Raw genomic sequence first — 17,807 nt, 5'->3', positions numbered from 1 at the left:
ACACTCGGCTCCAGCCCCGGGGCCAGCTGCTACTGCGAGGCCCTGTCCAGGTCTGCCATCTGGTGGCGGGTGAGTTGAAGCGTGACGGCGTCCGAGAGGTCGGCGAGTTGCTCAGCGCTCGTTACCGAGGCCACGGGCGCGACCACTCCGGGCTTCGCGAGAAGCCAGGCGAGGGCGACGGATGCCACGGTCGTGGACTGCTCCCGCGCGACCCGGTCCAAGGCAGTCAGGATGCGCATTCCCCTGCGCGTCATGAGTTTGGCAACCTCGCCCCGCCGCTGATTCAGTGCAACGTCGGACCGCTGGCGGTACTTGCCCGTCAGGAACCCGCTCGCGAGGGCGAACCTCGGCATGACTCCGAGTCCCTGCTGGGCTGCGACGTGGGCGAGGTCCCCCTCGTACTCCGAGCGCTGAAGCAGGTTGTAGCGGTTCTGCAGCGCGACCATGGGCGCGACACCGAGCTGCGCCGAGGCGACGCGCGCCTCGATGAGGCGGTTGCCCGTGTGGTCCGAGCATCCGAAGTAGCGGACCTTGCCCGCGCGGATCAGTTCGTCCACCGCGAGCAGGGTCTCCTCGAACTCGACGTTCACGTCGTCGATGTGCAGGTAGAGCAGGTCGATGCGGTCGGTGCCCAGGCGATTCAGGGAGGCGTGAACAGCCCTCGTGAGAACCCGGGCACGCAGGCCGGGGTGATCGGCGGACTTGCCGACCTTGGTTGCCACGACCATGCTGCTGCGGTTCCGGCGCTTGCGCATCCAGTTGCCGATCATGGTCTCGCTGCGGCCGCCCGCATACGAATCGGCGGTATCGACGAAGTTGCCGCCCTGTTCGGCGTAGGCGTCGAGGATCGAGTTGGTCTCGGCGTCATCCGCCGTCCACCCGAAGACGTTGCCGCTGAGGGCGAGGGGGAAGACGCTGAGATCGGATGATCCGACTGCGCGGAACCGGAGTGGGCCCCTCGTGGCCGCGTCGAGGTGCCCGGTGGCCACCGCCACCGCCACCTGCTGCAGCTGCGTCACGATTCCTGCCATCCGACCGGTACCCCTCCGGTCACGACCAGAGTAGAACGCTGTGCGGAGACGGCGGGGAGCGACAGGCCAATCGTTACCACTCCGTGGTAGAGGCCCCGTTAACGCAATGAGGGCCCGCCTCCTCGGAGACGGGCCCTCATCAGTGACTACTGCTAGCCCTCGGCGGGAGCCTCGGGGCCCTCGGACGCGGCGGCGGAGCCGTCGGTGTCGGCCGAGTCGGCCTCATCCGAGACCGGAGCCAGCGAGAGCTTTCCGCGATCGTCGATCTTGGTGATCTCGACCTGGATCTTCTGGCCGACGGAGAGCACGTCCTCAACGTTCTCGACGCGCTTGCCACCGGCGAGCTTGCGGACCTCGCTGATGTGCAGCAGGCCGTCCTTGCCGGGAGTGAGCGACACGAAGGCACCGAACGTCGCGAGCTTGACGACGGTTCCGAGGAACCGCTCGCCGACCTCGGGGTTCAGCGGGTTCGCGATCGCGTTGACCGCGGCGCGAGCGGCCTCGGCCGACGGGCCGTCGACGGCGCCGATGTACACGGTGCCGTCATCCTCGATCGAGATGTCTGCCCCGGTGTCGTCCTGGATCTGGTTGATCGTCTTGCCCTTCGGGCCGATCAGCTCACCGATCTTGTCGACCGGGATCTGCACGCTGATGACGCGCGGCGCGGTCGGCGCCATCTCGTCGGGCGCGTCGATCGCGGCGTTGATCACGGCGAGGATCGCGGTGCGAGCCTCCTTGGCCTGCTTGAGCGCACCGTCGAGCACGCTCGAGGGCAGGCCCGCGAGCTTCGTGTCGAGCTGGATCGCGGTGACGAACTCGGAGGTACCCGCGACCTTGAAGTCCATGTCGCCGAGCGCATCCTCGGCGCCGAGGATGTCGGTCAGGGCCGCGTAACGCGTCTGGCCGTCAACAACGTCGGAGATGAGGCCCATCGCGATTCCGGCAACGGGTGCGCGCAGCGGCACACCGGCGTTGAGCAACGAGAGGGTGGATGCGCAGACCGAACCCATCGACGTCGAACCGTTGGAGCCGAGAGCCTCGGACACCTGGCGGATCGCGTAGGGGAACTCCTCGCGGGGCGGCAGAACCGGCACGAGGGCGCGCTCGGCGAGGAAGCCGTGCCCGATCTCGCGACGCTTCGGGCTGCCCACGCGGCCGGTCTCACCGGTCGAGTAGGGCGGGAAGTTGTAGTGGTGCAGGTAGCGCTTCTTGGTGATCGGGCTCAGGGAGTCGATCTGCTGCTCCATCTTGAGCATGTTGAGCGTCGTGACACCCAGGATCTGGGTCTCACCGCGCTGGAAGATCGCGGAACCGTGAACACGCGGAATGACCTGCACCTCGGCGTCGAGCGCACGGATGTCGCTCAGGCCACGACCGTCGATACGGATGCCCTCGGTCAGCACGCGGTTGCGCATGACGACCTTCGACACCGACTTGTAGGCTGCGCTGACCTCGGCGAGTGCCGACTCCGGAAGCTCCTCGGCGGCGACCTTCGCGGTGATGGTCTCCTTGACGCGGGCCTTGAGCGCGTCATCCGCGTTCTGGCGCTCGATCTTGTCGGCGATCTGGTACACGCCCCCCAGCTCGTCGTAGGCGAAGGCCGCGACGGCGTCGTAGGTGCTCTGCGCGTACGGCGGGAACAGCGGGAAGTCCTGGATCGGCTTCGCGGCCTGGACTGCGAGCGACTCCTGGGCCTTGATGAGCTGCTTGAGGAACGGCTTGGATGCCTCGAGGCCCTGGGCGACGACGGCCTCGTCTGGCTTGGTCGCACCGGCCTTGATCAGGTCCCAGCTCACCTCGGTGGCCTCGGCCTCGACCATCATGATCGCGACATCCTCGTTGCCGTTCTCGTCGACGACGAGGCGGCCAGCGACGGTGAGGTCGAAGACGGCCTCCTCGAGCTGCGAGAACTTCGGGAAGGCGACCCACTGGTCACCGATGAGTGCGAGACGCACGCCAGCGACGGGGCCGTAGAACGGCAGGCCCGAGATCTGGGTGGATGCGGACGCAGCGTTGATCGCGAGCGCGTCGTAGAACTCGTCGGGTGCGATGGAGAGCACCGTGATGACGATCTGGACCTCGTTGCGCAGGCCCTCGACGAAGGTCGGGCGCAGCGGACGGTCGATGAGGCGGCAGACGAGGATGGCCTCGGTCGAGGGGCGACCCTCGCGACGGAAGAAGCTTCCGGGGATCTTGCCTGCTGCGTACGAACGCTCTTCCACGTCGACCGTGAGCGGGAAGAAGTCGAATCCCTCGCGCGGGTGCTTTCCGGCACTCGTCGCGGACAGGATCATCGTGTCCTCGTCGAGGTACGCGGCGACCGCGCCCTGGGCCTGCTGTGCGAGACGACCGGTTTCGAAACGGACGACGCGCTTGCCGAACGAACCGTTATCGATAACGGCCTCGGCGAACTTGATTTCTGGACCCTCCAAGGGGTTTTCTCCTTTGTTTACCGTCGCGAACCCGTGTGGCGCGCGACTCATCAGTGCTCTGACATGAGCAAGGAGCAGGGAGGAGGCAGAAAGCGGCGCACACTCGCGAACGAGGGGCGCTGTGGCATACGTGCCGTAGATGTCGGCACTGCTCTGGTCAACAGTAGAAAAACACCATGCTTCTCGCTTGGTAGTTCACCACCGGTGACCAGCTTCTTGCCAGCCTGCTCCGGTTGTCATCTTACGGAAACCCGTAATCAACCTCATGAATCGTACCAGTTGCGGCGTGGCGAACCTAGGGAAGTGCCTGCGGCGACCCCCGCTGTTCACCTTCGGTGGCTACAACGGACAGCGATGGACGTCGTTCTCGACTGGCTCACCGCCGCAGCAGGATCCCCGTGGCTGTACTTCGGGGTGTTCGTGCTTGTGGTCGCCGATGCCTTCACCGTCATCCTCCCGAGCGAGACCGTCGTGGTCGCCCTCGCGTCGCTCGCTCTCTCCACGGGCGAGCCGTCCCTCTGGGTGCTCATCCCGGTCGCGGCGGTCGGCGCCGTCGTCGGCGACAACCTCTGCTACGTCATCGGGAAGCGCATCGGCACGACCCGGTTCCGATGGATGCGCGGTCCTCGGGTGTCCGCGGCGATCGAGTACGCACGGCGAGCGCTCGAGAAACGTCCGGCCTCGCTCATACTCACGGCCCGGTACATCCCGTTCGCTCGGATTGCGGCCAACCTGACCGCGGGCGCCACCGGGTGCTCCTACCGCAGGTACCTGCCCCTGACGGTGGTCGCCGGCACGGGCTGGGCGATCTACAACTGCGTGATCGGAGCACTCTTCGGTGCGTGGCTGGCCGAGTACCCGATCCTCGCGATCGTGATCTCGGTGGCTGTCGCGATCGCGCTCGGGGTGACGATCGACGCGATCACCGCGCGGTGGGCTGCCCGATCCGCGTCATCCGCCGAGTTGCGGTCGTAGGCTGGGCCTCATGGATGACGACGCCGCATCGACAGACCCTGCCGAGGAGACGAAGCGCAAGTTCCGTGAGGCCCTCGAGCGCAAGAAGCAGGGCTCGAACGCACCGAAGGATGGCCCCGCCTCCAGTTCGACCATCGGAGGGGCGCGACCCAAGGCCGATCACAAGCGGGAGTTCCGACGCAAGAGCGGCTGAGGGGATGACCCCGCCAGCCGCTCTCGGTCGTTGCTGTGGTGCTACTGCGCCCCGTATCCGCCCACGGGGCTGAAGCCCTCGGGAAGCGCGAACGGGTCGCGGATCTGCTGTGAGCGGTCGCTCGCGACCACGAGGGCGGCGAGCTCGCCCGCGGCCCGGTCAATGCGCCCGGGCAGCGCATCCTCCGCGCTCCCCCAGTCGGAGGATGCCGCGTATACACCCGTCGACACCGGCACGGCGTGCAGATAGGTGAACAGCGGACGCATCGCGTAGTCGATCGCGAGCGAGTGTCGCTCAGTGCCACCCGTCGCTCCGAGGAGAACCGGCAGGCCGTGGATCGACTGCGGGTCGAGCACATCCACGAAGGACTTGAACAGCCCGCTGTAGCTCGTCGTGAAGATCGGGGTCACGGCGATCAGGCCATCGGCCTCGGTGACCGCGGTGATCGCCGCCTCGAGCTTCGGCGGGGCGAACCCCGTCAGGAGGTTGTTGGTGATGTCCTGCGCAAGGTCGCGCAGCTCGATCACCGTGACCTCTGCCGTGATGCCCTTGCCCTCGAGCGACGCGACGGTCGCTGCCGCGATGCGGTCGGCGAGCAGTCGCGTGGACGAGGGCTGGCTCAGGCCAGAGGACACAACGGTGATCTTGCGTGTGGTGTTGTCGGTCATCAGCTTGCCTTCCTGGTTGCGGCAGGGCCGAAGGAGGAGCCAGCGGGAGCGGGCCGTGCGGGGGTGTCCCGGTAGGGACGGTCACCCGCGAGGTTGTCTCCGCGGTTGGGGTTGGGGATGGCAACGCGGACCGGTCCGTCGCCGTAGGCGGCGGCCACGAGCGACGCGTGGGTGGGGGCATCCGGAACCTCGGCGGGGCGGTTCTCGGCCAGCTCCTTGCGGAGCACGGGCACGACCTCCTCACCGAGGATGTCGAGCTGCTCGAGCACGGTCTTCAGCGGGAGTCCGGCGTGGTCCATGAGGAACAGCTGGCGCTGGTAGTCGCCGTAGAACTCGCGCATGGACGCGTAGCGGTCGATGACCTCCTGCGGGCTACCGACGACGAGCGGCGTCTGCTCCGCGAAGTCCTCCATCACGGGGCCGTGGCCGTAGACCGGCGCGTTGTCGAAGTACGGGCGGAACTGGTTCTTGGCGTCCTGCGACTTCTTGGCCATGAACGCCTGCCCGCCGAGGCCGACGATCGCCTGCGCGGCGGTGCCGTGCCCGTAGTGCTCGAAGCGCTGGCGGTAGTAGGCGATGAGGCGCTGGTAGTGCTCCTTCGGCCAGAAGATGTTGTTGGCGAAGAACCCGTCGCCGTAGTACGCGGCCTGCTCGGCGATCTCGGGCGTACGGATGCTGCCGTGCCAGACGAACGGCGCGACACCGTCGAGGGGGCGCGGTGTGGAGGTGAAGCCCTGCAGCGGCGTGCGGTACTTGCCCTGCCAGTCCACGACGTCCTCACTCCACAGGCGGCGGAGAAGGGCGTAGTTCTCGATGGCGAGGTCAACACCGTCGCGGATGTCCTTGCCGAACCAGGGGTACACCGGTCCGGTGTTGCCACGACCCATCATGAGGTCGATACGACCATCGGACAGATGCTGGAGCATCGCGTAGTCCTCGGCGATCTTGACCGGGTCGTTGGTGGTGATCAGGGTCGTCGCGGTGGAGAGCTGAAGCGTCTCGGTCTGCGCGGCGATGTAGGCGAGAGTCGTCGTGGGGCTCGAGGAGAAGAACGGCGGGTTGTGGTGCTCTCCGAGTGCGAAGACGTCCAGCCCAACCTCCTCCGCCTTCTTGGCGATGGCGACGATGGCCTTGATGCGGTCATTCTCGCTCGGGGTGGTGCCATCCGTCGGATCGGCGGTGATGTCGCCGACCGAGAAGATTCCGAACTGCATTGTGTGCTCCTGTTGGGCCGAAAGTCCATGCGTTTGCATCGACTAGCTTACATAACCGGAGGGGTGGTGCAGATATTCCCGGACCGTTCCCGGGTTCAGCAAGACCCCGTCGGAGCGGATCCTTCGCGAATGCCGCGCAGCCAGGGCAGAACATCCGGCACGGAAACCGAGCCAGCGAGCAGATGAGAGATACCGTCGAACTCGCGGAAGGTCACGTTCTCCCCCGTCGAGCAGAGGTGCTGCACGTACGACGTGGTCGAGCTCGGATCGACGGTCGTATCCGCGAGCCCCTGGCCGATGAAGACCGGGACACCGATCGGTGACGCTCCCGCACTGTTCTCGGCGAGGAGGGTCTGCCAGGGCGCGGTTGTCGCTGGGTTGCTGCGCACGAAATTGCCGATGAGCGGCTTCGCGACGGCATGGAGCCGGTCACCCTGGGTGAGCAGGCAGATGCTCGCCAATTCGTCCACGGCGGCGGCGCCATCATCGGTGAGGATGGCGGTGAGCTCGTCCTTCGTGTAGCGGTCGGCATACGCAGCCTCGAAGGAGGGGAACGCATAGGCGGTGATCGTCACGCCCTCCATGTAGTCGATGTCGTCGGTCATGAGCTCAGAGAGATCTGCTGCTGGAGCGGCGGTGGCAACCGCGATCACATCGAGGTCCGGCGCGTACCCGGCAGCGGCCTGCTGCCCGGCGAAGAGTGCCGCCTGTCCGCCCTGCGAGTGACCCCAGAGCACCACGTCGGTACTGAGGCCAGGGCTGAGCGTGCGCGCTGCGCGGGCGGCATCCAGCATGCTGTTGCCCTCCGTGACACCGATGAGGTACGAGGAATCGCCACGCACGGCCATGCCCGGATAGTCCGTGGCGACCATCGCGTAGCCCGCCGCGATGAACTCGGACAGCCCGGTCATCATGAGGAAGGGATCGATGAGGACCGACGGGGCACAGCCCTGGGCTGCGCCCGTCGTCGGGTGACCCCAGGACACGATCGGGGTACCCCCGGCCGGAGGTTCGCCCTCGGGCACCGCGACGATCGCCGACGACAACAGATCCCGACCGTTGACGTCGGTCGTGTGGTAGATCACCCGCCACGCGTCGACCCCGAGCGGAGCCGAGAGAATCGGGAGGGACCGCAGCACCTCGCCGGGCTCGCCAGCTGGCACGTCGTCGGGCACGGAGTAGAAGGACTCGTTGCTGATCTCGTCGAGCGCCCCCTCCTCCAGCCGGCGCTCGGCATCCCAGACGCAACCCGACAGAAGAAGACTGGCGGCGACGAGCAGGACTACGAAGCGTTTCACAGCGTCTCCCCCATCAGGAGCTCCACCCGGAGAAGGCCGCCCTTCCTGATGATGTCGACGGGGATGCGGGTGCGCTTGCCCGCCATGTCGAGTCTGGAAAGCGCCTCGTCGACGATTGCCTCGAGCCCGCGCGGTACCCAGCCGACCGGACCAGTCACCCGCGACCCCGTGAACAGGCGCACCTCGATGGGAGCATCCTCGGCGTCCTGCTGTTGGTTGCGTCGGGTGATCGCCGTCTCGAGTTCGTCGCCCGATGCGAGCAGCTCCGACAGGGTCTCCTGGTGGGGATTGCTTCCCGCCAGCCTGAGGCGCACACGAGCGTTGTTCGGCGCCAGCCCCCACTTGTACTGGCCGAACGAACCCTTGCCGAGGTCGTTCCGGTCGAAAGCCGGCATCTCAGGAGCCACGTACGGATGCTACCGCGCTCCGCTTTGCCGGGGTAAGGCTCGTCAGGCGCTCAGCTGACCACGCACGATCGAGTCGCCGGAGTGCGATGGGTCACCGTCCAGGGGTTCGGCCGAGACATCCACGAGATCGTAGACGGACAGATCGACCCCGGCGGGGATGGGCAGGGTGCCGGAGTTGCCCTCGACGGTTCCGAGGCTGATGAGGCGCGTGGCATCCGAACTGATGAGCCACACCTCCGTGTAGCCCTCGCGGTCCTCCGGTACGTCGAGCGTCACCCTGACGAATCGGGCGCCGTCCGCGGACTCCTCGACGACGGCCTTGCCCGTCGCGTCGGGCCAGGCCGGGAACGCATCGAGTGTCGCCGAGGCCACCACGACGGATGCCGCAGGCCGAAGCGTCTGCCAGGCCGCGAGCCCACCAACAGCGAGCAACCCCACGACGGCCGCCGCGATGGCGAACGGCGCCCAGCCTCTGCCGGCGCGTCGACCGATGCGAGGCACGGGTGGGGTGCGGGCATCACTCGCCACGCCTGACGGCGCTGTCGTTGCCGCCACTTCTTCGGCGATGCGCTCCCAGACCCGTGGGGCTGGGGTGAGCAGTTCGGCGTCGAGCGTCGAGCGACCGACCTGTGCGGCACGGCTGAGCTTCGTGAGCTCGGCGGTGCACGCCGGGCAACCAGCCAGGTGGGCACGGTCCGCGTCATCGGCGACCCCTTCGCCCAGGGCGAGGAGAGCAAGGACATCAGGATCGATGTGTTGCATAGGTCACCTCCAGTCGTGCTCGCATCCGCTGCAGGCTGCGTCGGATATGGCTCTTGACCGTGCCCAAGGGTAAGCCGAGACGGTCAGAGATCTCGTTGTGCGTGAGGTCGTCGAAGAATGCCAGCCGCATAACGCTCTGCGCATCGGGTTCGAGACGGGCGATCTCGTCGGCCACGACGAGCGTGTCGGCAAGGTCGGGGGGTTCGGCGACCCAGTCAGAGTCCACGGAGATCGTCGTGAGCTGTTCGTGGAGGCGGCGGATCTTCGCGCGGGCCTCGTGCGTATCGGCGATCTTGTTGCGCGCGATCCCGACCAGCCACGCTGAGAGGCTCGCGCGCTCCGGGGAGAAGCTCGTGCGGCCCGTCCATGCAGCCACGAAGGTCTTCTGGGTCACGTCCTCCGCGTCGCCGATGTCGCCGAGTGATCGGATCGCGAGCGTGTAGACAAGAGGGGCCCAGCGCTCGTAGACCCGCGCGAGGGCGGCGTCGTCGCCCGACGCGAAAGCGGCGGCTAGCCGAACGTCGTCGTCCACGTGCCGATCGTAGTCCGGGGATCGTGAACTCATTGGGGAACCGCCACGACGACGACGTTGTCGGAGTAGTTGAGCTGTTCGGAGTTGAACTGTCCGCCGCAGGTGATGAGAACGAGCCGCGGTGATCCCTCGCGATCGAAGACCTGGTCGAGCGGGAGCTGGTCCTTGAGGATACTCTGCACCGACTCGACGGCGTAGGTCGTTGTTGTGCCATCCGAACTCGTCACCGTGATGGGTGCACCGACTCCGAGTGTTTTCAGCTGGGAGAAGGGCCCGAGGCCGTACTCCAGGGAGTCGACGTGGGCTGAGATGACCGTGGTACCCGACTCGCTGCCGGGGTCGGACCCGAACCGATACCAGCCAGCGATCGCCACATCGGGCGGGAGTTCCATGTAGCCATCCGGCTGGACTCCGACGGGCACCACGGAGACATCGATGCCGACGCCCTCGACCTGGACCCGGACGGGAGGCACGGGCTCCCGAACGGGCGCGAGAGCCGCGCTGTGCGTGCCGATCGCGGGAGCTTCGGCCGTGGCCGAGGGAGTGGGGATGGCACGTGGCTCCACCGACACCGGCTCCGGCGTGCACCCCGCGAGGGCCAGTGACCCGGCGAGCAGGAGGAGAGCCACGGGCGCGAACGTGGAACGCTGTGTCATGACTCTCCTCCTCTCTTCACTCCGGCTGCGCAGGCAGCGGCCTGGCTGTGCGCAGCCGCCCTACAGGACTACTTGGTGAGCTTTGCCGCGCGCATCCGAATGAGGGCGAATGCGAGCAGCCCCAGTACCCCGAGCGCTCCGGCGAACGACCAGGCGACCTGCGCCGGGCTGGCGTCCGCAGCGAGACCGGCGTTACCCGAGGGCACGCCGTCCGGCGTCGAGTGCAGACCGCTGATGGTCTGGACGGCGAGGTCGAGGTTGTCGTCCTCGAGGCTGCCCCACGCGTAGACGATCGTGTTGACGCCCTCCTGGATCGTGACCGGTGCGGGGCCGATGACCGGGTCTGTCGTGCCGGTGGCCGCAACGGCGGCCTCGATGGTGCCGACGGGCAGATTCGCCTTGACCTCGTCGGGGTTCGACAGGTTGGTGAATGCGGCGGCACCGTTCGCGAGGATGTCGACAGCGGGAGCCGCGGCGACGTGGCGAACCGTGAGCTTGCCCTCGCCCGCGGGGATCGTGCTGAGGTCGTTGGTGAAGAGCGTCGCCGTCGGCGTGCCGTCCTCAGCGAGGTGCGCGACCGCGGTGTAGCTCGTGTTCGCTGCAAGGGGCAGGGTTGCTGGACCGATCGCGGGACTCGTGATCGGATCGCCAGCAGCGGTGATGACCACCTCGTAGTCGCCAGCGGGCAGGTCGAGCGCGTCCGTGAGGGTTCCGGGCTCGAAGTCCTCGAGCAGGACCTCACCGTTGACCCAGACATCGACTGTCAGTCCGGGAACCGCGTGGAGCACGGAGAGATCTGCCGTGGAATCGGAGATTGCCTGTGCGGGACCTGCGATCCCGACGGCGGCGATGACACCGGCAGCGATGCCGGCGGCGAGCTTGTTGCGCATGATGTCCTCCTCTGAGCGGGCGGGTTTCGCCCGTCAGAAAGCACTTCCGCGGGAGAGGGCGTTTTGGATGCACCTTCCCGGAAAAAAGTTCGACGAAGGCCCGGTAGCCTGACTGGATCGGCGACATGGCACTCGCTGCAGCCGCACATCACCGTGAAAGGACCCGGAGGACCGGTGGAGAATTCGCACGAACCCGAGCAGCAATCGGGCCAGCCCTTTCCGCCTCCCCTGCCGCCGCCTCCCGCGCCCGTGCCGCAGATCTCGACTCCTCACAGCCCCCAGCACCCCACCCCGGTGTACGCGCCACCCCTGTCGAAGCCGGGTGCTCAGTCCGGCAGAACCGCGGCGATCGTGGTTGCGATCGTCGTCGGTTCCATCGTGCTCCTGGGCGGCCTCGGCGTCGCGTTCTACGTGATCGCGCACGGCGCGCTCTCCGCGATGGACAGCGCTTCCTCGGACCTCCCGGCCGACGCTGAGTTCACGGACCTCCCTCTCGTCCCCGGAGAGCCGGGACCGTCGACCGCCGTGGCGCCTCTCGAGTGCCCTGAGCAGTGCTTCACCTCGGCCGCTCTCGACAGGATCCTGTTGGACTCCTCGACGTACCGAACCTTGGGGGTGGGGTCGGAGGGCGAGTACACAGACGACGAGTACGCCACGACCACGGCCGACCAGGAATTCCTCGAGTTAGCCAGCTATTGGAAGGACGAGGCGAGTTCGCCAGACCAGTGCTTCTTCGCCACGCTGTGGTCCCCGATCTCGGATACCGTGGACAGCCGCCCGGAGTCCCCCGACGACCTGGTTCGGTACCACACCGCCTGGTACTCCGAATCCGAGTATTCGACCCTGACTCACTCCACACGCCTCTTTACGACCACGGCGGGGGCAACCGGACACATGACTGCCCTCCGCGACCATGTCGGGACATGCACGAGCTACGCGTTGGGCGGCGACGAGGCCTACTGGGAGGCCACGGTGACACCGATGCCCGCCGTTGACCTTCCCGACTCGATTGCCGCGGTCGGATGGGTCGAGCAGGAGTCCTACGGGAGTCGCGTGTATGTCGCCGATCTTCAACGCGGCAACCTCGTCGTGAGGGTCAACCTCTATACCGAGCAGGAAATCAGCGAAGAGGCATTCCGGGACTACCTCGTGGCGGCATCCGAGCATCTCGCCAAGATCACCGTCCAGTAGCCACCGCTCAGAGTTCCAGCACCACGAGCGCGGCATCGTGCAGGGCTCGCCCGTAGTGGCGCCCGTGGCCCGCGGCGTGCACGGCAAGCGGATGCAACTGGTGCAGCGGTATCCGTCGCTCGTAGTCGGTGGCGAGATCTCCGTCGCTGCGGTAGCCCTCAATCACGTCGTCGAGGTACGGGCACCCGAAGAGGTGCAGCATCGCCAGGTCCGTCTCCCGGTGACCGCCGTGCGCGGCGGGGTCGATCAGCACGACACCATCGTGCGACCAGAGCACGTTTCCCGCCCAGAGATCACCGTGGATGCGGGCAGGCGGCTCGTCATCGTCGAAATCACCCGCCGCGATACGTTCGCAGGCCCTGCGGATGTCACGTGCCTCTGCGTCGTCGATCGTTCCGGCCTCCTCCGCGAGGGCCACGAACGGGAGCACGCGGTCTCGCGCGTAGAAGCCGCCCCACGTGGCATCCTCGGCGCTCGCCATGGGACGGCGGCCGATGAACAGGGGGCCGACCCAGCCGTCGGGTGGCGCCCCGAAGGATCGGGCGCCCGCAGCGTGTGTGCGGGCCAGTGCACTGCCGAAAGCGCGCGCAGCCGTTCGAGTGGGCGGGACCTCGGGTACCCACTCGAGCCTTATTCGACCCGGGGCAACGTCGATCACTGCGACAGTGCGGGCTCCGTGCGCTGCCGTGAGCCAGTCCAAGCCTGCCGCTTCGGCCTCGAAGAATCCAACGGGCGCATCCTGGCGGGATTTGGTGAAGGCCTCCATGAGACCAGTCTGCGGGCTCCCGGCGCTCAGTCGCGAGAGCACGAGCCGCGGGACTTTCGGTCCACCGTGCCGACCCGCCGAGGTGTTGACTTCCGCCATGACGTTCTTCGATTCCATCACGACTGTGTTCCGTAAGTTCGCCGAGTTCGGTGGCCGCGCCACTCGACCCGAGTTCTGGTGGTTCACACTCTTCAGCGCGCTTGTCGCAGGGGCTCTCGGGAGCCTCAACCTCACGTCGACCACGGGGACCTTCGACGCCTTCCGCATGATGGGCGAGCAGGCCACCGCGACGACCACAACCTTCTACCTCGGCAGCAGTCTTGCGGCGGTGTGGTCGTTCGTTGTTCTTCTGCCCTCGCTGGCGGTAACTGTGCGCAGGCTTCGGGATGCTGGGCACAAGTGGGCCGAGATCTTCTGGATCCTGCTCCCGATCGCCGGAGTCATCATCCTGATCGTGCGCTTGTGCGATCCGACGGTGCAGCTCGCACCGCAGGCACCCGCGCCCGCCGCACCGCCCGCACCCTAGCTACTACCGGAGAACGTAGAACGGGCCGTCACCGTCTCCCTCAGGAGTTGGTGACGGCCCGTCCGTCAAGTTCGACGCGATGTCTCGCGAGCGCCTGCTTGCGTTATCGGCGGAGTCCGAGACGCTCGATCAGCGAACGGTAACGCTCGATGTCGATGTCCTGGAGGTAGCCGAGCAGACGACGGCGCTGACCCACGAGCAGCAGCAGACCACGACGTGAGTGGTGGTCGTGCTTGTGCTCCTTGAGGTGCTCGGTCAGGTCCTTGATGCGCTGGGTGAGCATCGCGACCTGGACCTCAGGGGATCCGGTGTCACCGGGGTGGGTAGCGTACTCGTCGATGATCGCCTTCTTGACACTGGCTTCAAGAGCCATAAGGTGATCCCCTTTCTCCTCGTTGCGCGGCGCCCGAGTCGGAATGACTGGGCTCTCTTTATCCGCGGCCGTTAGACGGCAACCTTGGGAGTCTAGCACTGTTCGCATTCGACCAGCGGACCGGGCGCCAGTCAGGATCGAGGGCGTGCGTCTCGGCAGTACCGAGCCACCGAAGTCGGGTACGTGAGATACACACGACCGCTGGGCGAAGTCCACCGAAGAATGCGGCCGGCGAGCTGCTCCACCGTCCAGGCGGTGTGGTGCTTGAAACGATGGTGCTTCAGACACAGGTGAGCGAGGTTGTCGACAGCGGTTCTGCCGCCGTAGAACCAGTCGTTCGTATGGTCGATATCGCTTCGGGATGCCGGTCGATTGCAGTTCGGGAAACGACAGGTCTCATCGTCAATGACTAACCATCTCCGCAGATCCGCCGGGGGCATTCTGCACTCGCGGTCGACATCTTTGACAGAGCCCGTGACCGGATCTGTGAGGACGCGAACGAAGCTCTTCGCCGTGCCCGCGAGCGTGAGGGCGGTATCGATGTCGATGGGCCCATAACCCTCGAGCGTTGCTGGCTGGTCACTGGCGCCAAGGAGACGAAGGACCGGGACGGTGATCGCGAGTGTCGCGACGATGTTGCGGACGCTCCCGTCGCCCGGCTGTCCCTCGATGAGGAGTTCGAGGAGCAGGTCTGTGCGTCGCTGGGCAATGGTGCGATCATCCGTCGAGTCCCTGCCCTGTTCGCGGCGATCGCGCTCTGCCATGTCGTTGAGGCGGTGATGTGCGGCGTGAATCAACGGCGCGGAGCCGGTGACGAGAAGGCTCGCCATGCCGTCGTGCTCCGGCAGCACCACAACGTCACGATCTTTCAGAGCTCTCTCGTGGCGGGCCTCGATCGTCTCGGGGTGCAGTCGCTCGCGCAGTCTCCGGGCCTTCTGCGTGAACTTCGCGACCGTCAAGCACTCCGCGGCTGGCAGTACCGCTGCCTCGAACGCGGGGAGAGCATCGGCCGGCACCGTGCGAGATTCGTCGACGAGCTTCTCGGCATGCCGCAACGAGACCCGCCCCTCGGACAACGACGCGAGAGTTGCGGGAAGCTCGTGCACCAATGCCTTGCTCGTGGCGACCATCGTCTCGGCCGTGGGTTCCGGGATGCGCAGCACACACGCCAACTCGGCCACCAGCTCACGCCGGGCACGAACCCCGGGAGTCCACCCGCGGTCGTTGGAGACACCCGAGGAGGTCTGCGTGACCTCCGACCATTGTCTGGCCTGATCGACCAGTTCGAGCTTGCGCGCCTGGAGGGAATTGATCATGCGATCAACTGCCTCGATGCTGTCGACCATCGCGCCGAGAGTGTTCGACATCGCCCCGTACAGCGAGGTTTGCGCTGCTGTCGCCGCATTCACCTCCGGGGCGAGGTCAAGAATCTTCATACGAATATTCTACCCCCCATCGGGGCGCAAGAATAGTATTCCTGTTCGAATGCGGGTTCGGGCCCCCAGTCAATCCAGCACTCCCCCGCATAGGCTCGTCGCGTGACCGAGTCGATCTTCCTGGACGTGCTGCTCATCGTGCTGCTCGTCAGCTACATCGTCTACGGCGTTCGCGCGGGTCTCTCCCACGCGGTCTTCGCCTTCGCAGGAGTGGTTGCCGGTGCGATCGCCGCGTACTTCCTCGTGCCCATCATCTCGGGCTGGGTGCCGTTCCCCCAGGCCCGCCCGATCGTCGTGATCATCTCGGTTCTCGGGCTCATCGCGATGGGCTCGACGGTCGGCGCCCTCATCGGTCGAGTCGTTCGGCGCGGGTTCGAGGCGACCCCGCTGAGCGGCCTCGACCGCCTGGCCGGAGGGATCGCCACCGGCATCGCCGCAGCCCTCGTGGCATCGGTGTTGGGCGCGAGCGTCGGTCAGCTTGGCGTGCCGTTCCTCTCCCGCGCGATCGCTGGGTCGACCGTGCTCCGCACGATCTCAAACCTCACCCCCGATCCCGTCGAGGCGTACCTCGCCCAGTTGCGATCGACCGTGCTCGATAACGGCCTGCCGGTGATCTCGGATGCCCTTGGGATCCAGGATCCTGTCATCCCGAGCATCGACGCGGGCAGCCCGGAGCTCACGGCCGCCGCGCAGTCCGTCGTGCGGATCACCGGCAACGCCCTCGCCTGCGGCATCGCCCAGAGCGGAACCGGCTTCGTGGTCGCCGACGACCGCGTCGTGACGAACGCCCATGTCGTCGCTGGCGTGACAGAGCCGGTGATCGAATCGCCGGCCGGGCAGGCCATCGCCGGAACCGTCGTCTACTTCGACCCGGTCGTTGATCTCGCCGTGCTCGCGGTGCCGGGCCTCACATCGGAGCCCCTCGACCTCGGCGTGACCGCTCCGCCCGGCACGGATGCCGCGGTCCAGGGTTACCCGTTCGGTGGTCCGTTCTCGTCGATTCCCGCCGGGGTGATGGCCGTACAGGTGACGTCGGTGCAGGACATCTACGAGAACTCACGCTCGCCGCGCGAGGTGTACACACTCGCCTCAGCGGTGCGCGAGGGAAACTCGGGCGGACCGCTCCTGTCCCTCGATGGCGACGTCATCGGTGTGGTCTTCGCGCGCAGCGCCGACACGGCGGATATCGGGTATGCGATGACGATGACAGAACTCGACCCCGTGGCCGACCAGGCGCCGACCCTGACGAACGCCGTCGACACGGGAGCGTGCACGACGTAGTCAGGTCGGGAGCGGTGCGGCCGCTCGACGTTGGGCGGCGAGTACGGTCCCGGCGATGATGAGCCCCTGGGCAGCAAGGTAGACGAGCATGATCAGGACGTCCTCCTGCCACAGCGAGAACCCGGGCACGAAGAACTTCAGGGACAGCAGGGTGTCCGAGGTGAGGAAGAGCAGAGCACCCGTTGCGATGATCGGAGTGGTGCCGAGGGCCGCTGCTGCCGCTCCGCACAACAGGAGGCCGTACGCGGCGAGGGGAAGCGTGAGGGGCCCGATATGCGGGAGCAGCACCAGGAGGAGAATCCCGAGCCACGCCACGTAGAAGAGGCCGCGCCATCCGATCGCCCTGGTGCGCAAAGGCCTGAGGTACAGGAAAAGGTAGGCGACGTGCGCGAGCGAGAAGGCACCGACACCCACGAGGAAAGCGATCTCCCCGGGCACTCCGAGAAGGATGTCGCCCGCCGTGGAGAACACCAGGGCGAGCCCCGCCCACAGCGCGATCTCCGAGCGGATCCGCGGCAGGCCGACGAGCAGCGCAAGAAGCAGGGCGGGCATGAGCAGCGCCTTGGTCGGCGTGGCGATGACCTGCGATCCCAGTGCGAGCGCGGCGAGATGGATGACACTCACCGCACCGAAGGGGAGGAACCCCCACCAGCGCCTCACGACCGGGACTCCGCTGCTCGCAGGCGTCGCGCCTTCGACGCGGTCAGGATGAGCCCGAGAACGGTTCCCGCCACGGCGCCGATCGAGTTGGAGACCAGATCGCGCGGATCGGAGACCCGCCCCCCGATGAACTGCTGCGCGAACTCGATGAGCAGCGTCGTCACGATTCCGATGAGGATCGCGATCCACCAGCGGTTCCGCCCGAAGAGCAAGACGAAGAAGAGGCCGAGCGGCACGAACAGCGCGATGTTCGCAAGGAACTCAAGGGTCGAGAACGTCAGCCACTCCGTCGCTTCGAATCGACCGAAGAACCTCGCGAGCCTCCACAGCAGGTTCGTGCTCGCGGGCGCGGACTGCGGGGTCAGGGTCGCCCACGCGAGGAGAGCGAGGTACGCGAACGTCGCCAGGCTGAGGACGGGATGCCGCGCGAACATCCCCCCATGGTGCAGTGTTTGGCTGGGAGAACCCGTTCGACTCGCGCGGCTATGCCCTGACTTGTGACGAATATTCTCAGTT

General features: G+C 66.7%; 20 protein-coding genes. 5 read left to right on the top strand and 15 right to left on the bottom strand.

Annotated features, from left to right (window positions below; genetic code table 11):
* Nucleotides 1-29: 29 nt before the first annotated feature.
* Both HDC94_RS08150 and HDC94_RS08145 read right to left on the bottom strand, forming a co-directional pair.
* Nucleotides 30-1,031 carry an aldo/keto reductase gene (locus tag HDC94_RS08150; protein ID WP_179496529.1) on the bottom strand — a complete coding sequence of 334 codons (1,002 nt, stop codon included), beginning with the start codon at nucleotides 1,029-1,031 and terminating at the stop codon, nucleotides 30-32.
* Nucleotides 1,032-1,183: 152 nt separating this feature from the next.
* Nucleotides 1,184-3,463, bottom strand: a complete 2,280-nt coding sequence (locus HDC94_RS08145; protein WP_179496527.1) for a polyribonucleotide nucleotidyltransferase — start codon at nucleotides 3,461-3,463, stop codon at nucleotides 1,184-1,186.
* A gap of 354 nt (nucleotides 3,464-3,817) precedes the next feature.
* On the opposite strand from HDC94_RS08145, the gene HDC94_RS08140 reads away from it, so the two are divergent.
* Nucleotides 3,818-4,438, top strand: coding sequence for a DedA family protein (locus HDC94_RS08140; protein WP_179496525.1), 621 nt, complete (start codon nucleotides 3,818-3,820; stop codon nucleotides 4,436-4,438).
* Nucleotides 4,439-4,448: 10 nt separating this feature from the next.
* Nucleotides 4,449-4,631 carry a DUF5302 domain-containing protein gene (locus HDC94_RS08135; protein WP_179496523.1) on the top strand — a complete coding sequence of 61 codons (183 nt, stop codon included), beginning with the start codon at nucleotides 4,449-4,451 and terminating at the stop codon, nucleotides 4,629-4,631.
* A 41-nt stretch (nucleotides 4,632-4,672) separates the two neighbouring features.
* On the opposite strand, the gene HDC94_RS08130 is transcribed toward HDC94_RS08135, so the two are convergent.
* The 8 genes from HDC94_RS08130 to HDC94_RS08095 all read right to left on the bottom strand — a co-directional run bounded on the left by HDC94_RS08130 (nucleotide 4,673) and on the right by HDC94_RS08095 (nucleotide 11,058).
* The gene (locus HDC94_RS08130; RefSeq protein WP_179496521.1) at nucleotides 4,673-5,299 is read right to left on the bottom strand and encodes an FMN reductase; all 627 of its coding nucleotides are present in this window, start codon (nucleotides 5,297-5,299) and stop codon (nucleotides 4,673-4,675) included.
* Nucleotides 5,299-6,513, bottom strand: coding sequence for an LLM class flavin-dependent oxidoreductase (locus HDC94_RS08125; protein WP_179496519.1), 1,215 nt, complete (start codon nucleotides 6,511-6,513; stop codon nucleotides 5,299-5,301). Before HDC94_RS08125 ends, HDC94_RS08130 begins: the two co-directional genes overlap by 1 nt.
* 95 nt (nucleotides 6,514-6,608) lie before the next feature.
* Nucleotides 6,609-7,811, bottom strand: a complete 1,203-nt coding sequence (locus HDC94_RS08120; RefSeq protein ID WP_179496517.1) for a lipase family protein — start codon at nucleotides 7,809-7,811, stop codon at nucleotides 6,609-6,611.
* Nucleotides 7,808-8,218, bottom strand: a complete 411-nt coding sequence (locus tag HDC94_RS08115) for a hypothetical protein (RefSeq protein ID WP_179496515.1) — start codon at nucleotides 8,216-8,218, stop codon at nucleotides 7,808-7,810. Before HDC94_RS08115 ends, HDC94_RS08120 begins: the two co-directional genes overlap by 4 nt.
* Nucleotides 8,219-8,260: 42 nt before the next feature.
* Complete coding sequence (locus HDC94_RS08110; protein ID WP_179496513.1) at nucleotides 8,261-8,980, bottom strand: anti-sigma factor; 720 nt, start codon at nucleotides 8,978-8,980, stop codon at nucleotides 8,261-8,263.
* Nucleotides 8,961-9,512, bottom strand: a complete 552-nt coding sequence (locus HDC94_RS08105; RefSeq protein WP_308495669.1) for a sigma-70 family RNA polymerase sigma factor — start codon at nucleotides 9,510-9,512, stop codon at nucleotides 8,961-8,963. The genes HDC94_RS08110 and HDC94_RS08105 overlap by 20 nt, the downstream gene beginning before the upstream one ends.
* 29 nt (nucleotides 9,513-9,541) lie before the next feature.
* Nucleotides 9,542-10,168, bottom strand: a complete 627-nt coding sequence (locus HDC94_RS08100) for a class F sortase (RefSeq protein WP_179496509.1) — start codon at nucleotides 10,166-10,168, stop codon at nucleotides 9,542-9,544.
* A gap of 68 nt (nucleotides 10,169-10,236) precedes the next feature.
* Nucleotides 10,237-11,058: a DUF4397 domain-containing protein gene (locus tag HDC94_RS08095; RefSeq protein WP_179496507.1), complete on the bottom strand. Its 822-nt coding sequence runs from the start codon at nucleotides 11,056-11,058 to the stop codon at nucleotides 10,237-10,239.
* A 174-nt stretch (nucleotides 11,059-11,232) separates the two neighbouring features.
* On the opposite strand from HDC94_RS08095, the gene HDC94_RS08090 reads away from it, so the two are divergent.
* Entirely contained in the window at nucleotides 11,233-12,249 is a 1,017-nt protein-coding gene (locus tag HDC94_RS08090) for a hypothetical protein (RefSeq protein WP_179496505.1), read from the top strand.
* A gap of 7 nt (nucleotides 12,250-12,256) precedes the next feature.
* On the opposite strand, the gene HDC94_RS08085 is transcribed toward HDC94_RS08090, so the two are convergent.
* The gene (locus HDC94_RS08085) at nucleotides 12,257-13,015 is read right to left on the bottom strand and encodes a fructosamine kinase family protein (RefSeq protein WP_179498939.1); all 759 of its coding nucleotides are present in this window, start codon (nucleotides 13,013-13,015) and stop codon (nucleotides 12,257-12,259) included.
* A gap of 97 nt (nucleotides 13,016-13,112) precedes the next feature.
* On the opposite strand from HDC94_RS08085, the gene HDC94_RS08080 reads away from it, so the two are divergent.
* Nucleotides 13,113-13,541 carry a DUF805 domain-containing protein gene (locus tag HDC94_RS08080; RefSeq protein WP_179496503.1) on the top strand — a complete coding sequence of 143 codons (429 nt, stop codon included), beginning with the start codon at nucleotides 13,113-13,115 and terminating at the stop codon, nucleotides 13,539-13,541.
* 103 nt (nucleotides 13,542-13,644) lie between these two features.
* Here the strand turns inward: HDC94_RS08080 and rpsO are convergent, their stop codons facing one another.
* Both rpsO and HDC94_RS08070 read right to left on the bottom strand, forming a co-directional pair.
* Entirely contained in the window at nucleotides 13,645-13,914 is a 270-nt protein-coding gene (gene rpsO / locus HDC94_RS08075) for a 30S ribosomal protein S15 (protein ID WP_179496501.1), read from the bottom strand.
* A 131-nt stretch (nucleotides 13,915-14,045) separates the two neighbouring features.
* On the bottom strand, nucleotides 14,046-15,350 hold the full coding sequence (locus HDC94_RS08070; RefSeq protein WP_179496499.1) for an HNH endonuclease signature motif containing protein: 1,305 nt from the start codon (nucleotides 15,348-15,350) through the stop codon (nucleotides 14,046-14,048).
* A 102-nt stretch (nucleotides 15,351-15,452) separates the two neighbouring features.
* Between HDC94_RS08070 and HDC94_RS08065 the strand changes: the two genes are divergently transcribed.
* Entirely contained in the window at nucleotides 15,453-16,631 is a 1,179-nt protein-coding gene (locus HDC94_RS08065) for a MarP family serine protease (RefSeq protein WP_179496497.1), read from the top strand.
* On the opposite strand, the gene HDC94_RS08060 is transcribed toward HDC94_RS08065, so the two are convergent.
* Together HDC94_RS08060 and HDC94_RS08055 are read right to left on the bottom strand one after the other, a co-directional pair.
* A complete protein-coding gene (locus HDC94_RS08060) occupies nucleotides 16,632-17,291 on the bottom strand; it encodes a lysoplasmalogenase family protein (RefSeq protein WP_179496495.1) in 660 nt (219 codons plus the stop codon).
* A complete protein-coding gene (locus tag HDC94_RS08055; protein ID WP_179496493.1) occupies nucleotides 17,288-17,725 on the bottom strand; it encodes a VanZ family protein in 438 nt (145 codons plus the stop codon). The genes HDC94_RS08060 and HDC94_RS08055 overlap by 4 nt, the downstream gene beginning before the upstream one ends.
* Nucleotides 17,726-17,807: the final 82 nt, after the last annotated feature.

Source organism: Leifsonia sp. AK011, assembly GCF_013410945.1.
Taxonomy (GTDB): Bacteria; Actinomycetota; Actinomycetes; order Actinomycetales; family Microbacteriaceae; genus Rhodoglobus.
This window is presented reverse-complemented; position numbering and strand designations above follow the sequence as displayed.

Excerpts from the sequence above, each read along its gene's own strand:
- HDC94_RS08150 (WP_179496529.1), bottom strand. The coding sequence starts at position 1,031 with ATGGCAGGAATCGTGACGCAGCTGCAGCAGGTGGCGGTGGCGGTGGCC.
- HDC94_RS08140 (WP_179496525.1), top strand. The coding sequence starts at position 3,818 with ATGGACGTCGTTCTCGACTGGCTCACCGCCGCAGCAGGATCCCCGTGG.
- HDC94_RS08135 (WP_179496523.1), top strand. The coding sequence starts at position 4,449 with ATGGATGACGACGCCGCATCGACAGACCCTGCCGAGGAGACGAAGCGC.
- HDC94_RS08130 (WP_179496521.1), bottom strand. The coding sequence starts at position 5,299 with ATGACCGACAACACCACACGCAAGATCACCGTTGTGTCCTCTGGCCTG.
- HDC94_RS08125 (WP_179496519.1), bottom strand. The coding sequence starts at position 6,513 with ATGCAGTTCGGAATCTTCTCGGTCGGCGACATCACCGCCGATCCGACG.
- HDC94_RS08110 (WP_179496513.1), bottom strand. The coding sequence starts at position 8,980 with ATGCAACACATCGATCCTGATGTCCTTGCTCTCCTCGCCCTGGGCGAA.
- HDC94_RS08100 (WP_179496509.1), bottom strand. The coding sequence starts at position 10,168 with ATGACACAGCGTTCCACGTTCGCGCCCGTGGCTCTCCTCCTGCTCGCC.
- HDC94_RS08095 (WP_179496507.1), bottom strand. The coding sequence starts at position 11,058 with ATGCGCAACAAGCTCGCCGCCGGCATCGCTGCCGGTGTCATCGCCGCC.
- HDC94_RS08085 (WP_179498939.1), bottom strand. The coding sequence starts at position 13,015 with ATGGAGGCCTTCACCAAATCCCGCCAGGATGCGCCCGTTGGATTCTTC.
- HDC94_RS08080 (WP_179496503.1), top strand. The coding sequence starts at position 13,113 with ATGACGTTCTTCGATTCCATCACGACTGTGTTCCGTAAGTTCGCCGAG.
- rpsO (WP_179496501.1), bottom strand. The coding sequence starts at position 13,914 with ATGGCTCTTGAAGCCAGTGTCAAGAAGGCGATCATCGACGAGTACGCT.
- HDC94_RS08070 (WP_179496499.1), bottom strand. The coding sequence starts at position 15,350 with ATGAAGATTCTTGACCTCGCCCCGGAGGTGAATGCGGCGACAGCAGCG.
- HDC94_RS08055 (WP_179496493.1), bottom strand. The coding sequence starts at position 17,725 with ATGTTCGCGCGGCATCCCGTCCTCAGCCTGGCGACGTTCGCGTACCTC.